Below are 13,750 nucleotides of genomic sequence, written 5' to 3' on the forward strand. Positions count from 1 at the left end.
TGGCGCTTTGCTTACCCGACCGGCAAGGTATCCGAACCGTAGGCCGGGTAAGGCGTAAGCCGCCACCCGGCATCCGTTACGCCGCATCGGCCAGCACAAACATCCCGTACGGGTGGATTTCGAGGTAATACTGCTCGCCGACATCCGGCTGCAGCCGCGTCGCGTTCACCTGCAGCAAAATTTCCTGCCCGTGCCACTCCACCGTCACCTCATACTGCGGTCCCATATAGGCCACGTGGCGGATGGTGCAGCGCTGGCTCTCCTCGCCGCGATCGCTCAGGGTAATCGCCTCCGGACGTACGCCGACGCTGCCTTCGCCCTGGGCGGCAAAATGCAGCGGTCTCGGCAGCCGATAGCCATAAATATCGACAAAATCCTCGCTGAAGGCGGCCGGGAACAGGTTGGCGTCGCCCATAAAGCTCGCTATAAAGCGCGACGCGGGCTGGCGGTAAAGATCCTGCGGCGAGCCGATCTGCATGATATGACCTTTATTCATCACCAGCACGGTATCGGAAACCGCAAAGGCTTCGCTCTGATCGTGGGTCACGTACAGCGAGGTGATATCAAACTGTTTTTGCAGTTCGCGGATCTTATCGCGCATGCTGCGCCTGAGGTTGGCGTCGAGGTTACTCAACGGCTCATCAAATAGCAGCACCTTCGGCTTGAGGATCAGGGCGCGCGCCAGCGCCACGCGCTGCTGCTGACCGCCGGAGATCTGATCGACATAGCGGTCTTCGAATCCTTCCAGATCCACCATCGCCAGCGCCTCTTTCACCCGCGCTTTCACGTCGCTGCGCGACACGCCAAGCATCTTCAGACCGTAGCCGACGTTATCCCCCAGCGACATGTGCGGGAACAAGGCATAAGACTGAAACACCATGCAGATGTCGCGTTGCTGAATCGAGCGATGGGTAACGTCCTCACCATCAATGAAAATCTGTCCTTCGCTCGGTTTTTCCAGCCCGGCCACCAGGCGCAGAATAGTCGTCTTACCGCAGCCGGAAGGGCCGAGCAGCGTCACCATTTGCCCCTGCGGAATGGTGAGATTGATAGTGTCGATAACCATGTTGCTGCCGAATCGCTTGGTGACGTTGCGCAGCTCAACAAAATTTTTCTGACTCATAGTGCGCTCCATTACGCCTGGTTTTTGGCTTTTGAACGGGAGATACGCGCTTCCCCGATCAGCCAGTCAAAGATGAAAATAATCGCCAGCATCACCACGATCAGAATCGAACCGTAGGCGATCGCCACGCCGTATTCGCCGTCTTCCACGCGGTTCAGAATGTAGGCCGTCGCCACGCGGGTATCCGGCGTCACGAGGAACACAATGGCGCTGACGGTAGTAATGGCGCGCACAAAGCTGTAGATCAGCGCCGACAAAATAGCCGGGCGCAGCAGCGGCAGCAGAATGTGCGTAATGGTGCGCAGGCTTCCGGCGCGCAGGCTGAGCGAGGCTTCATCCAGCGATTTATCGATCTGGCCTAAGCCGGCAATGCCCGCCCGAATGCCCACCGGCACGTTACGCATCACCATTGAGATAATCACAATCGCCGCCGTTCCGGTGAGGTACACCGGCGCGCTGTTAAAGGCGAGAATATAGGAGACGCCCGCCACGGTGCCCGGTACCGCGAAGCACAGCATGGTGGTGAACTCGATGGTCTTTTTGCCCTTAAACTGCTGGCGCACCACGACCCAGGCGATCAACAGGCCGAAGGCGGCGGTGATCGGCGCGGCGATCCCGGCGTAGAGCAGGGTGTCGAGTAGCGAAGGCCACGCCCCGTCGCTCATGCCCTGACCGAACAACTTGATAAAATTATCCAGCGTCAGGGTGTAGTCCACGCCCCAGTTGACGGTGAAGCTGCCGTAGAAAATGCTGCCGTAGAGCAGGGCGTTGAAGGCTACCCACACCGCCAGAATGGCGATCACGCTCCACACCAGGGTCACCGGCAGCGGCTGCACGTCGCCGCGATAGGACTTACCGGAGACCGTGACGTAGGAGCGCTTGCCGATCCACATATACTGAATACAAAACACCAGCAGGGAGAACAGCAGCAGGAACGCGCCCAGCGTGCTCGCCGCCTGATAATCGAGCTGTGAACCGGTGATGTAGAAGTAGATCTGCGTTGCCAGCACGTCGAAGTTGCCGCCGAGCACCAGCGGGTTGCTGAAGTCGGCCAGCGACTGGACGATGACGATCAAAAACGCATTCGCCAGCGCCGGTTTCAGCAGCGGGACGAAGACGCCGTTAAAGGTCTGCCAGCGGCTGGCGCGCAGGGTGTACGACGCCTCCTCCAGCGACGGATGGATAGTCTTAATCGCGCCGTCGAGGATCATAAACGCCATTGGGGTGAAGGCCAGCACCTGCGCTAACCAGATACCGGTAAACCCGTACAGCCAGTTGGTGTTGGTTAAGCCGAACCACTCCACCATAAACTCGGTGACATAGCCGGAACGGCCCATCATCAGGGTTACGCCGAGGCCGACGACGAACGGCGGGGTGACGATGGGCAGAATCGAGAAGATGCGGCCAATAACGGCGCTGCGTCTGGCGATGCGGGTGGTGTAAATCGCCAGTACCAGCCCGAAGAAGGTGCAGCCGATGCCTACCGCAATCGACAGGGCGATGGAGTTGAGGATCACCTGGACAATATGCGCCTGCGACAGCACGGCCATAAACGCCAGCGGCGCGAACTCGCCGGCGTCGTTGGTGAACATCGGGATAAAAATGGCGATGCTCGGCCAGACGATAAAGACGCCAATTAACGCGACGATGGTGACCAGCGAACCAATCACAAAGCGGTCGCCGCCCAGCCATTCAAGGCGGGTGAGCGCCAGTGTCATGATAGCGCCCAGCGCGACAAACAGCACGATGGTGGCGTAGCCTAACCCACGACCTTCAACGGTGGCGCTGATGACGATAAACGCCATACATAACAGCGCCCAGCCCGCGTCGAGGTAGTGGCGGCCGCGCTGCTCCCGCGCCGCTTCCTGCCATGGACGAATCAGCAGCAGGCTCGGCAACAGATACCACAGCCAGCTGATATTGAACTGTGACCAGCCGTAGGCCGCGACGATTTCATCGCGCGTGGACTCCAGCAGACCGTAATCCAGGCTCCAGCTTGGCAGCAGGGCGAACGCCAGCCAGCCAAACAAAACCCAAAGGAATATCGCATCCCGTTTTTTCACGGGATGGAGTGCAAGTGTGTGTGACATAGCGGTTCCGGTGTTGAGGAAGGTATTGGCCGGGCAGGGCGAAGCCGCCGCCCGGCATTAACCGCAAGAGTGGGCTTATTTACCCATCTTCACTTCGCTGACCCATTTATTGATCAGCGCTTTACGCACGTCGGTTGAGCCGTATTTATCCATGTCGTAGTTGATAAGCTTCAGGTCGTCGAGCTTCAGCGAGTTCGGCGAGGTTTCGGCGGTGGTGTTGGTCAGGATCTGATAAGACTTGCCTTTTTTCCACGCCAGCTCCTGGGCATCTTTCGACAATACCCAGTCGACAAACAGCCTGGCGTTGTCGAGGTTGCGCGCGCCCTTCAGAATACTGACGCCGCCAATTTCATAGCCGGTGCCTTCGCAGGGAGAGATCAGCTCCAGCGGTGCGCCCTGTTCTTTTTCCAGCGAGTAGTCGTGCAGGAAGCCGATGCCGATGGCCGTTTCACCACGGGCGGCGTTACGCGCCGGGGCGATACCGGATTTGGTGTACTGAGAGACGTTGGCGTTGAGCTGTTTCAGGTAATCAAAGGCCTGATCTTCTCCCCACAGCTGGGCGAAGGTCGCCAGCGCGGTATAGGCGGTGCCGGAGCTTTGCGGGTCGGCGATCTGGATTTCGCCTTTGTATTCCGCTTTGGTCAGATCCTTCCAGCATTTTGGCACCGGCAGATTTTTCTCTTTCAGGCGCTGGGTATTCACGCCGAAGCCGAGGATGCCGACGTACACCGCCGAAGAGTAGTTGCCTTTCAGCTTCGCCGGATCGCGGAACTGCTCCATCACCTGCGTAAGATTCGGCGACTGATAGGGTTGCAGCAGACCCATTTCACCGGCCTGGGACTGCGGATCGAGGGTGCCGCCGTACCAGACATCGGCCTGCGGGTTTTTCTTCTCGGCATCGACCTTCGCCAGCGTGCTACCGGAACCGTTGCGGATAAACGAGGTTTTCACATCATATTTGTCGCCGAAGGCTTTAGTTTCGGCTTCACACATTTCGTTGGTGGCGCTGCAGTAGACCACCAGTCGACCTTTGGCGTGCGCCGCGCCGCTTAGCGTCGCCAGCGCAATGCCGGAAGCAATCAGGGTAGTGACCAGCGTTTTTTTCATTATTTTATCCTTTGAGCAGCAGAGGTAGTAATGCTCGCCATCAGCAGCGGCATCAGCAATAAACCCATCAGTACCGCGGCGACCGAGAGCAAACTGAACATGCCCGGCCAGCCGTAGCGTTCAATGACCAGCGACAGAGGCCAGCCCGCCAGCGCTGCCCCCAGATAGGCGAACAGGCCGAGAAAACCCGTAATCGAACCCGCCGCCGCTTTGTGTCCGCACTCCACCGCCGCGAGGCCAATCAACATTTGCGGGCCAAAGACGAAAAAGCCCACCGTAAAGAAACAGACCGCCAGCAGCGCGTAGTGATGCACCGGGGCCAGCCAGAGGGCGGCGACGGAGACCATCAGCCCCAGCGTGAAAAGCAAAATCATCGGCGCCCGCTGGCCGCTGAACAGCAGATCCGAGCCCCAACCGGCGAACAGTGCGCCAAGCAGCCCGCCCGCTTCAAACAACATGACCGTGGCATTGGCGCTGAGCAAATTGACGCCGTGGCTCTCCGTCAGCCAGATGTTGCCCCAGTCGTTGAGCGCAATGCGGATCAGGTAGACCAGCACGTAAGAGACGCCCAGCAGCCAGATCATGGAGTTCTTCAGCATCGTGGTCCGCAACATCTGCCATAGCCCCATCGGCGGGCTTTGCTGCTCCTGCCGCAGTTCCAGCGGATCCTGGCGCCAGGCGCCCACTGACGGCAGTCCCTCTTCCTGAGGCGTCCCTTTCAGCTGCAGCGTTAACCCGATCCCCAATGCCATGCTGATAATCCCCGGTGTCAGCATCGCCGCCTGCCAGCCCCACCAGTGGGCCGCAAAGGCGCTAATCAGGGGGATAATCGCCCCACCGATATTGATCGACATATTCCAGCACCCCCACCAGAAACCGCGTTCGTTGCGCGAATACCAGTGGGTCAGCAGGCGGGCGCAGGGGGGCCATCCCCAGCCCTGGAAAAATCCGTTCAGCGACCAGACCGCCAGCAGCAGCGTCAGCGACTCGCCAAAGGCGAACACCACGTTCAGCAGGCCGGTAGCGAACAGGCCAACGCCCATAAACCAGCGCTGCCCGTGGCTGTCGTGCCACAGCCCGGCGGTAAACTTCGACACGCCGTAGGCCAGATAAAACAGCGACCCCAGCAGGCCGATATCGCCTTTATCCAGCCCCAGATCCGTTTGCAGCGCCGGCAGTACGTAGTTGACGCTTTTACGCGTCAGGTAAAACGCGGCATAGCCGATCACCATGTACATCAGCAGCTGTGGACGCAGCGTCCGGTAATGTTGATTGATGTCGGTTGCTGAGCGTGCGTGCATAGCCGTCTCCGTTTTGCTGACTATAAGAAAGTGAATTCGAAAGGGGATGAGAGAAAGTCCGCAGTGGCTAAGACTTTTTCCTGGTTAGCAGGCTGTTTGTTGCAAATTTGTGGGCAGGTTAACAATTACCCGCGTCCCGCGCTGCGATTCCAGCGTCAGCTCGCCGCCCAGGGCGCTGACCCGCTCGCGCATGCCCTGGATACCGAATCCGGCAATTTTGTCTGGGCTGATACCGACGCCGTTATCCTTCACTTCGAGGCGCAGCCGCGTCCCCTGCTGAAACAGGGCAATGGCGACCTCGCTGGCGTCGGCGTGTTTACAGACGTTATTGAGCAACTCCTGCAGCAACCGATAGAGGGTGAAACGCACCGTTTCGCTCTCCGGGGTGGCGGTAAGCTGGTAGTCAAAATGGCAGCGGATACCGCGCTCGGCAAAGGCAAACTCATTGAGCAGATGGTGCAGCGCCTCTTTAAACGACAGTTCGTCGAGCGCCGGGGGACGCAACTGGCGCAGCAGCTGGCGGGTGGAGTGGTGAATACGCCGGGCGAGCTCGTTAATCTGGCTGGCGGCGGCCTGGCTCTGCGCCGGATCGCGCGCCCGTTTTACCAGCTGCGACTGGATCTGAATGGCGGTGATGTTCTGGCCTATTTCGTCATGCAGTTCGCGCGCCAGGCTTTTGCGGGTGTCCTCTTCGGTGTGGATCAGCTTTTCGGTCAGCGCCCGTCGCGCCGCCAGCTCCGTTTCCAGCCGCTGGCGGTAGTGGTGCAGGTTTTGCGCCAGATGCTGCTGACGGCTGATGGCAATGCCCAGCCCGATGCCGAGCAGCGCCTGAGTCGCCAGAAAAATTTCCAGCTCCACCAGATTACTGAATCCGACGCCAACCTGGCGGGCGATAGTGATCATCATGCTGCCCAGCAGGCCAGAGAGGACGCCGCCCTGCCAGCCGAACTTCCACGCCATCACCACGTTTGGCAAAAACACCACAATTAACAGCAGGCGCTCGATTTCCGGCGACAGCACCATCTGGGTGCCGATGCCGATGATAAAGAACAGACTGCACCAGATGATTAACGAAGTGCGCAACGGCGGGTTGTTGGTATCCAGCCCCAGCAGGTGGTAGCGGTGTTGCTGGCGCAGGAATTCAAAAATCAGATAGACAAACGGCGTCAGCAGCACGCCGCCGGTAAACGAGGCCAGACCGAGCATCATCGCCGGGCTTTTGACAAACGACGAGAGCAGGGCGGTGTTGAGTAATGCGCTGGCGGTCACCGTGGCCAGCAGCAGCGTCAGCCGCTGCCAGTAGAGAGGAAAACGATGCCAGAACTGTTGAGCGAGAGCGGCAGGGAGCAGGCTAATCAACGGCGCGGCCAGCAGAATATAACCGTTCAGCAGCTGTTCGCTGCGCAGCCAGAGCAGCATCAGCAGAGGGGGGATCACTAGCGCGGGCCAGTAGCGGCGCGAAAGCAGGATCAGCAGCGCCAGATAGACGCCGTGCGGCAGGAACAGCGCCGCCTGCTGGCCGTTATGGGTCAGATAAAACCCGAGCGTCCACAGCATCAGCCAGCCGGTTCCCCAGGCCAGCACAATGAACAGCGAAATGACCCCGTGGCGAAGGCTGCGCGACATTAATGCCCTGCCAGCAGCTGGTGGTCGAGCGCGAAGTGCACCAGTTCGATGGTGCTTTGGCAGTGCAATTTGCCCAGCACGTTGGCGCGATGGACATGCACCGTTTTGTGGCTGAGATCGAGCTTGAAGGCAATTTCTTTTACGCTATCGCCTTTGACCAGTAAATCAAACACTTCACGTTCACGCGGGGTGAGTCCCTCCAGCACCCTCGCCGGTTGTTCACCGCCGCGCAGCGCCCGCAGCGCATCGGCGCACAGGTAGTGTCCGCCCATGCCGACAGAACGGACCGCCTGCACTAACTCTTCCGGGCCGCAACGCTTGGTCAGATAGCCGCTGGCGCCCGCATCGAGTGCGCTCTGTACAAAAGTCGGGGTGTCATAAATGCTGAGAATAATGGCGCGAAACTGCGGTTTTTGCGCGCGCAGGCGCTTGAGCAGACTCAGACCGTTTTCATCCGGCATGGCGATATCCATGACCGCCACGTTGACGTCGTCGCGTAATAACGCCGGCCAGGCTTCCGCCGCGCTGCTGAACTGGCCAACGATGTCGAGATCCTCTTCGAGACTGAGTAGCTGCGCAAAACCGGAGCGCACCACCACATGGTCATCGACCAGCACAACACGAATCATATTCATACTCTCATAGCGAATCATGGTTGTATGATGCCTGCCGCCGCTGCGCTGGCAATCTCCGGGGTGCGGATATGTAACGAATGTAACGAAATCTTAATACACGTCATCCTTCAAGCTGCCGCTTTGTGGGCTGTAGATTACTCGGCCCGCCCCTTACGAGGCCGCTGCGAGCAGCGTTCAAATCCGCTCCCGCAGATTTGTCAGAAACCCTGGTCACATCGTTATCTATGCTCCAGGGATTGTATGAGAGGCATCCCTGCCTCTCTCCGGGGGGCAGCCTGCGGCTGTACAAATTCGTTCCCGACGGATTTGTCGTTCCCTTGCCTCTTCGACGTATCTTGAATGGTTTTGTGTATAAGCATTGCCGCTTTTTTTCTAAAAACACTTTGTTCTTAGCAAGAATTTTTAATTACTTCATCAAATGCACCGCGGCGGAAATACTGCACCCATAACAACTATGGGAAGCAGACACTATGGCACTATCATCGCGTATTACACTCATTGCCGCACTGGCACTGGCCGCATTCCAGGCGCAGGCGGTCAACGTCACCGTCGCGTATCAGACTTCCGCTGAGCCGGCGAAAGTCGCCCAGGCGGATAACACCTTTGCCAAAGCGAGCGGCGCAACCGTTGACTGGCGCAAATTCGATAGTGGCTCGAGCATCGTGCGGGCGCTGGCATCCGGCGATGTGCAAATCGGCAACCTCGGTTCCAGCCCGCTGGCGGTCGCCGCCACGCAACAGGTGCCGATTGAAGTGTTCCTGCTGGCGTCAAAGCTCGGAAACTCTGAAGCGCTGGTGGTGAAAAAGAGCATCAGCAAACCGCAAGACCTGATCGGTAAACGCATTGCGGTACCGTTTATCTCCACAACCCATTACAGCCTGCTGTCGGCGCTCAAACACTGGGGCATTAAGCCGGGCCAGGTGCAGATTATCAACCTGCAGCCGCCGGCGATTATTGCCGCCTGGCAGCGCGGAGATATTGACGGCGCCTATGTCTGGGCCCCGGCGGTGAACGAACTGGAAAAAGAGGGCAAAGTGCTGACCGACTCATCCCAGGTGGGAGAGTGGGGCGCGCCGACGCTGGATGTCTGGGTGGTACGCAAAGATTTTGCCGAGAAACACCCTGAGATTGTGAAAGCTTTTGCGAAAAGCGCGATCGATGCCCAGCAACCGTACATTGCCAATCCGGATGCGTGGCTGAAGCAGCCGGATAATATCAGCAAGCTGTCGCGCCTGAGCGGCGTGCCGGATGCCGATGTGCCGGGGCTAGTAAAAGGCAATACCTATCTCACCGCCGCGCAGCAGGCCCAGGAGCTGAATGGTCCGGTGAATCAAGCGATCGTCGACACCGCGAAGTTCCTCAAAGAGCAGGGCAAAGTCCCGACGGCCGGCACCGACTACAGCCAGTACGTCACCGACCGTTTTGTGAAGTAAAGGAGGCCACGATGCTGCAAATCTCGCATCTTTCCGCCGACTACGGCGGTAAACCGGCGCTGGCGGATATCAACCTGACGCTGGACAGCGGCGAATTGCTGGTGGTCCTCGGACCCTCCGGCTGCGGTAAAACCACGCTGCTGAACCTGATTGCCGGATTCGTGCCTTATCAGCACGGCAGCATCACCCTCGAAGGCCAGCGGGTAGAAGGGCCGGGCGCCGAGCGCGGCGTGGTGTTTCAGCATGAAGGGTTGCTGCCCTGGCGCAACGTACAGGATAACGTCGCGCTGGGACTCCAGCTGGCGGGCGTGGACAAAGCTGCTCGCCGGGAAACCGCGGTGCGGATGCTGAAGAAAGTGGGCCTCGAAGGAGCGGAAAAGCGCTTTATCTGGCAGCTCTCCGGCGGCCAGCGCCAGCGGGTCGGCATTGCCAGAGCGCTGGCGGCAAACCCGCAGCTGCTGTTGCTGGATGAGCCGTTTGGCGCGCTGGATGCCTTCACCCGCGAGCAGATGCAAACCCTGCTGCTTAGCCTGTGGCACGAGACCGGCAAACAGGTACTGCTGATTACGCATGATATTGAAGAGGCTGTATTTATGGCCACCGAACTGGTGCTGCTGTCGCCGGGGCCGGGCCGGGTGCTGGAGCGGCTGCCGCTGAATTTTGGTCGCCGCTTTATCGCCGGCGAGTCCTGCCGCAGCATTAAATCTGACCCGCAGTTTATCGCACAGCGTGAATATGTCCTGAGCCGGGTATTTGAACAACGGGAGGCCTTCTCATGAGCGTGGTGATTAATGACAAACCCCAGCCGCGGACGCTGAAGTGGCGCTGGCCGCTCTCCCGCCAGCTGACGCTGAGTTTCGCCACGCTGGCGGTGCTGCTGGCGATCTGGTGGGGCGTGACCGCCCTGCAGCTGATTAGCCCGCTGTTTCTTCCGCCGCCGCAGCAGGTATTACAGAAACTGATCGTCATTGCCGGCCCGCAGGGCTTTATGGATGCCACGCTCTGGCAACATCTGGCGGCGAGCCTGACACGGATCGCGGTCGCCCTGGTTGCGGCGACGATCCTTGGCGTGCCGGTCGGGATCGCCATGGGCCTGAGCCCGACGATCCGCGGGATTCTCGATCCGCTGATCGAACTGTATCGACCGGTGCCGCCGCTGGCCTGGCTGCCGCTGGTGATCATTTGGTTCGGCATTGGCGAAACGCCAAAAATATTACTGATTTATCTCGCGATTTTTGCGCCAGTGGTGATGTCGACGTTGGCGGGGGTGAAAAGCGCCCAGCAGGTACGGATTCGCGCCGCGCAATCTTTAGGCGCCAGCCGGGCGCAGGTACTGTGGCTGGTGATTTTGCCCGGCGCATTACCGGAAATTCTCACCGGCCTGCGTATCGGGCTCGGGGTGGGCTGGTCAACGCTGGTGGCCGCCGAACTGATTGCCGCCACCCGCGGATTAGGTTTTATGGTGCAGTCCGCCGGTGAGTTTCTCGCCACCGATGTGGTGCTGGCCGGGATCGCGGTGATTGCGATCATCGCCTTTTTACTGGAACTGGGGCTGCGCGCGTTGCAGCGTCGCCTGACGCCCTGGCATGGAGAAGTACAATGAGCGAACGTTTAAGCATTACCCCGCTGGGGCCATATATTGGCGCGCAGGTTTCCGGCGTCGACATTACCCGCCCGCTGAGCGACAACCAGTTTGAGCAGCTGTATCACGCGGTATTGCGCCATCAGGTCGTGTTCCTTCGCGAGCAGAACATTACGCCCGAGCAGCAGCGGGATCTCGCCCTGCGCTTTGGCGACCTGCATATTCATCCGGTTTATCCCCATGCGCCGGGCGTTGATGAGATTATCGTTCTCGATACCCACGACGATAATCCGCCGGATAACGATAACTGGCACACCGATGTCACCTTTATTGCGACGCCGCCCGCCGGGGCGATCCTGGCGGCAAAAGAGCTGCCTTCAACCGGCGGCGATACTCTGTGGACCAGCGGCGTTGCGGCGTATGAGGCGCTCTCTGAGCCTGTGCGCCAGCTGCTAAGCGGCCTGCGGGCGGAGCATGATTTTCGTAAATCGTTCCAGGAGTATAAATACCGCAAAACCGAAGAGGAGCATCGGCGCTGGCTGGAGGCGGTTGCGAAAAACCCGCCGCTGCTGCACCCGGTGGTGCGCACCCACCCGGTGACCGGCAAACAGGCGCTGTTTGTCAATGAGGGGTTCACCACCCGCATTGTCGACGTGACGGAAAAAGAGAGCGAGGCGCTGCTCGGCTTCCTGTTCGCCCACGTCACAAAGCCGGAGTTTCAGGTACGCTGGCGCTGGCAGCCGAACGACGTGGCGATTTGGGATAACCGCGTCACCCAGCACTACGCCAACGCCGATTACCTGCCGCAGCGGCGCATTATGCACCGGGCGACGATTCTCGGGGATAAGCCCTATTACCGGGCGGGGTAATTTCTGTCACCCGGCTAAGGCGCAACGCGCCGCAGGCCGGGAGATAACGCGCGATAAATGCGCGCCGATTTAGTGCTGATAGCGCGCCTCCGGGAAGAGGTCTTTATGCCGATTTTTGCCCGTCTAAATGCACCCCAATATAGCGCTGATAGCGGTTGGCCTTCAGATAGGTCAAATCTACCAGCACCAGACCATCCACGCAGTTGTTGAAATCCGGGTCGCTGCCGAAATCGATAAACTGCACGCCGCCAGGCTCGCAGACTTCCGAATACTGCTTATACAGCGGCGGGATCGCGCAGCCGAGGTTGCCGAGCAGGGATTTTAACCGCGCCAGGTCGTCGTTGTAATCTTCCCCGCCAAACTGCGCCAGCACATCCGGTAGGGAGGCAGGATAAGGGCGACGGGATTCCGCCAGCGGATGCGTCGCCGGGAACCACAGACGGTAGAATGCCACCAGCAGATCGCGAGCCGCGGGCGGCAGGCCGCCGGAAATGGAGACCGGGCCGAACAGATAGCGATAGTGCGGGTAGCGCGCCAGCCAGGCCCCGATGCCGCACCACAGATAATCCAGCCCGCGACGCCCCCAGTAGCGCGGCTGAATAAAGCTCCGACCCAGTTCAATCCCGTGGGTGAGGATATCCTCCATCCGCGCGTCGTAGTGAAACAGGCTATAGCTATAGATCCCTTCCAGGCCGCGTTTTTCCAGCTGCATGGCGGTAGGCATAAAGCGATAGGCGCCGACGATTTCCAGGTCCTCTTCGTCCCACAGAATCAGGTGCAGGTAATCGTCATCATAGCTGTCAACGTCGCGGCGTTTGCCGCTGCCTTCGCCCACCGCGCGAAAGGCAATCTCGCGCAGGCGGCCCAGCTCGCGCAGCAGCGGCGCATCTTCCTTACCGTCGCGCTGCCACAGATAGATGATTTTGCCATCTGCCGTGCGCCCGAGGCACTCCGCCTGGCTGAGCTCGCGCTTAAGCAGGGCGCGATCCTCGGGACGGGCAATGGCGCTTTCTGTTTTAAATACCCCCGGCATCCCTTTGCCCAGCCGCTCAACGTGGCGATAGAAGCGATCCGCCAGTTCGCGCGGAGGCGTTTGCGCGCTGTACCACGAGGACCAGGCAATCTGTTGACCGATAGCGATCGGCAGGCTGCTGTTACGCCGGCGGAACATTTGCTGCATCAGTAGCAGCAGCGGCAGATTGTCGGAGAGCAGAGTGCTGGCGTAAAACAGCGCGCTGTTGTGCGCCCGGATCCATACCGGCAGCAGCGGGGCGCGGTACCTGGTCGCCAGTTTGATAAAGCCAGAGTGCCATTTTTTATCGCGGATCCCCCGGCGCGTCGGGCGTGAGACTTCTCCCGCAGGGAAAAAGATCAGCACGCCGCCGTTCTGCAGCTGGTTATCCATCTGTTGCAGCGCAGTTTTGGCGGTACGGCCGTTGATATTGTCAACGGGAATAAACAGCGAGCTCAGCGGTTCAAGATGGGTTAACAGGCGGTTAGTCACGACTTTGACATCGCGGCGCACGCGGGAAACGGCATAGAGTAACGCCAGGCCGTCAAGCGTGCCGGTGGGGTGGTTAGCGACGATCACCAGCGGACCGTGTTCAGGGATTTGTTCCAGATCGTGTGCCGGGATGGCGCAGCGGATATTGAGATGTTCGAGCACCTGTTCGACCGTATCAAGCCCTTTCAGGTGGCGATGGCGAGCGGCAAATTGTTGAAACTCTTCCTCATGGAGTAATTTTCTGAGTAGTTTTTTTTGCCAGGGGGCAGGCCTCGCCTGAGGCCACAGGTCGTCGAGTACATTGTCGAGACTAAACATAGCGCTTCCTCCTCCGTCCTGCCCAGACAGTAGAAGGTGCAGATGTCGCTCAGATTACAGTTGAGTGAAGATTTGGGACTGGCGCGAGTTCATTCCCCCGGGTTGTGGCTGGCGCCTGAACGGGGCTACCGGAGCAGGCCGTAGCCCCGGTAAGCGTAGGGC

At 59.5% G+C, this 13,750-nt stretch carries 11 protein-coding genes; 4 read left to right on the top strand and 7 right to left on the bottom strand.

The window, feature by feature from the left end; genetic code table 11:
* Positions 1-76: 76 nt before the first annotated feature.
* The 6 genes from fbpC to ROR01S_RS21055 form a co-directional block, all read right to left on the bottom strand.
* A complete protein-coding gene (gene fbpC, locus ROR01S_RS21030) occupies positions 77-1,123 on the bottom strand; it encodes a ferric ABC transporter ATP-binding protein (RefSeq protein WP_064359850.1) in 1,047 nt (348 codons plus the stop codon).
* A gap of 11 nt (positions 1,124-1,134) precedes the next feature.
* Positions 1,135-3,213 (bottom strand): ABC transporter permease, encoded by a 2,079-nt coding sequence (locus ROR01S_RS21035; protein ID WP_004858419.1) that lies wholly within the window; start codon positions 3,211-3,213, stop codon positions 1,135-1,137.
* 75 nt (positions 3,214-3,288) lie between these two features.
* Positions 3,289-4,320 carry an ABC transporter substrate-binding protein gene (locus tag ROR01S_RS21040; protein WP_004858421.1) on the bottom strand — a complete coding sequence of 344 codons (1,032 nt, stop codon included), beginning with the start codon at positions 4,318-4,320 and terminating at the stop codon, positions 3,289-3,291.
* Entirely contained in the window at positions 4,320-5,645 is a 1,326-nt protein-coding gene (gene uhpC / locus ROR01S_RS21045; protein WP_227499836.1) for an MFS transporter family glucose-6-phosphate receptor UhpC, read from the bottom strand. The genes ROR01S_RS21040 and uhpC overlap by 1 nt, the downstream gene beginning before the upstream one ends.
* Positions 5,646-5,705: 60 nt before the next feature.
* Positions 5,706-7,247, bottom strand: a complete 1,542-nt coding sequence (locus ROR01S_RS21050; RefSeq protein ID WP_015585061.1) for an MASE1 domain-containing sensor histidine kinase — start codon at positions 7,245-7,247, stop codon at positions 5,706-5,708.
* Positions 7,247-7,876, bottom strand: coding sequence for a response regulator transcription factor (locus ROR01S_RS21055; RefSeq protein ID WP_015585060.1), 630 nt, complete (start codon positions 7,874-7,876; stop codon positions 7,247-7,249). The genes ROR01S_RS21050 and ROR01S_RS21055 overlap by 1 nt, the downstream gene beginning before the upstream one ends.
* 476 nt (positions 7,877-8,352) lie before the next feature.
* Here ROR01S_RS21055 and tauA point away from each other — a divergent pair, with 476 nt between their 5' ends.
* The 4 genes from tauA to tauD are packed head-to-tail and all read left to right on the top strand — an operon-like array spanning position 8,353 to position 11,766.
* Positions 8,353-9,315 (top strand): taurine ABC transporter substrate-binding protein, encoded by a 963-nt coding sequence (gene tauA / locus ROR01S_RS21060; RefSeq protein WP_004858433.1) that lies wholly within the window; start codon positions 8,353-8,355, stop codon positions 9,313-9,315.
* Positions 9,316-9,326: 11 nt separating this feature from the next.
* Positions 9,327-10,094 (top strand): taurine ABC transporter ATP-binding subunit, encoded by a 768-nt coding sequence (gene tauB, locus ROR01S_RS21065; protein ID WP_004858436.1) that lies wholly within the window; start codon positions 9,327-9,329, stop codon positions 10,092-10,094.
* Positions 10,091-10,918 carry a taurine ABC transporter permease TauC gene (tauC, locus tag ROR01S_RS21070; protein ID WP_004858438.1) on the top strand — a complete coding sequence of 276 codons (828 nt, stop codon included), beginning with the start codon at positions 10,091-10,093 and terminating at the stop codon, positions 10,916-10,918. The genes tauB and tauC overlap by 4 nt, the downstream gene beginning before the upstream one ends.
* Positions 10,915-11,766 carry a taurine dioxygenase gene (gene tauD, locus ROR01S_RS21075; protein ID WP_004858441.1) on the top strand — a complete coding sequence of 284 codons (852 nt, stop codon included), beginning with the start codon at positions 10,915-10,917 and terminating at the stop codon, positions 11,764-11,766. Before tauC ends, tauD begins: the two co-directional genes overlap by 4 nt.
* 103 nt (positions 11,767-11,869) lie before the next feature.
* Here the strand turns inward: tauD and olsF are convergent, their stop codons facing one another.
* On the bottom strand, positions 11,870-13,588 hold the full coding sequence (gene olsF / locus ROR01S_RS21080) for a bifunctional ornithine lipid synthase OlsF (RefSeq protein WP_015585058.1): 1,719 nt from the start codon (positions 13,586-13,588) through the stop codon (positions 11,870-11,872).
* Between the last annotated feature and the right edge of the window lie 162 nt (positions 13,589-13,750).

Source organism: Klebsiella ornithinolytica NBRC 105727 = ATCC 31898, assembly GCF_001598295.1.
Classification (GTDB): domain Bacteria; phylum Pseudomonadota; class Gammaproteobacteria; order Enterobacterales; family Enterobacteriaceae; genus Klebsiella; species Klebsiella ornithinolytica.

Excerpts from the sequence above, each read along its gene's own strand:
- fbpC (WP_064359850.1), bottom strand. The coding sequence starts at position 1,123 with ATGAGTCAGAAAAATTTTGTTGAGCTGCGCAACGTCACCAAGCGATTC.
- ROR01S_RS21035 (WP_004858419.1), bottom strand. The coding sequence starts at position 3,213 with ATGTCACACACACTTGCACTCCATCCCGTGAAAAAACGGGATGCGATA.
- ROR01S_RS21040 (WP_004858421.1), bottom strand. The coding sequence starts at position 4,320 with ATGAAAAAAACGCTGGTCACTACCCTGATTGCTTCCGGCATTGCGCTG.
- ROR01S_RS21050 (WP_015585061.1), bottom strand. The coding sequence starts at position 7,247 with ATGTCGCGCAGCCTTCGCCACGGGGTCATTTCGCTGTTCATTGTGCTG.
- ROR01S_RS21055 (WP_015585060.1), bottom strand. The coding sequence starts at position 7,876 with ATGATTCGTGTTGTGCTGGTCGATGACCATGTGGTGGTGCGCTCCGGT.
- tauA (WP_004858433.1), top strand. The coding sequence starts at position 8,353 with ATGGCACTATCATCGCGTATTACACTCATTGCCGCACTGGCACTGGCC.
- tauB (WP_004858436.1), top strand. The coding sequence starts at position 9,327 with ATGCTGCAAATCTCGCATCTTTCCGCCGACTACGGCGGTAAACCGGCG.
- tauC (WP_004858438.1), top strand. The coding sequence starts at position 10,091 with ATGAGCGTGGTGATTAATGACAAACCCCAGCCGCGGACGCTGAAGTGG.
- tauD (WP_004858441.1), top strand. The coding sequence starts at position 10,915 with ATGAGCGAACGTTTAAGCATTACCCCGCTGGGGCCATATATTGGCGCG.
- olsF (WP_015585058.1), bottom strand. The coding sequence starts at position 13,588 with ATGTTTAGTCTCGACAATGTACTCGACGACCTGTGGCCTCAGGCGAGG.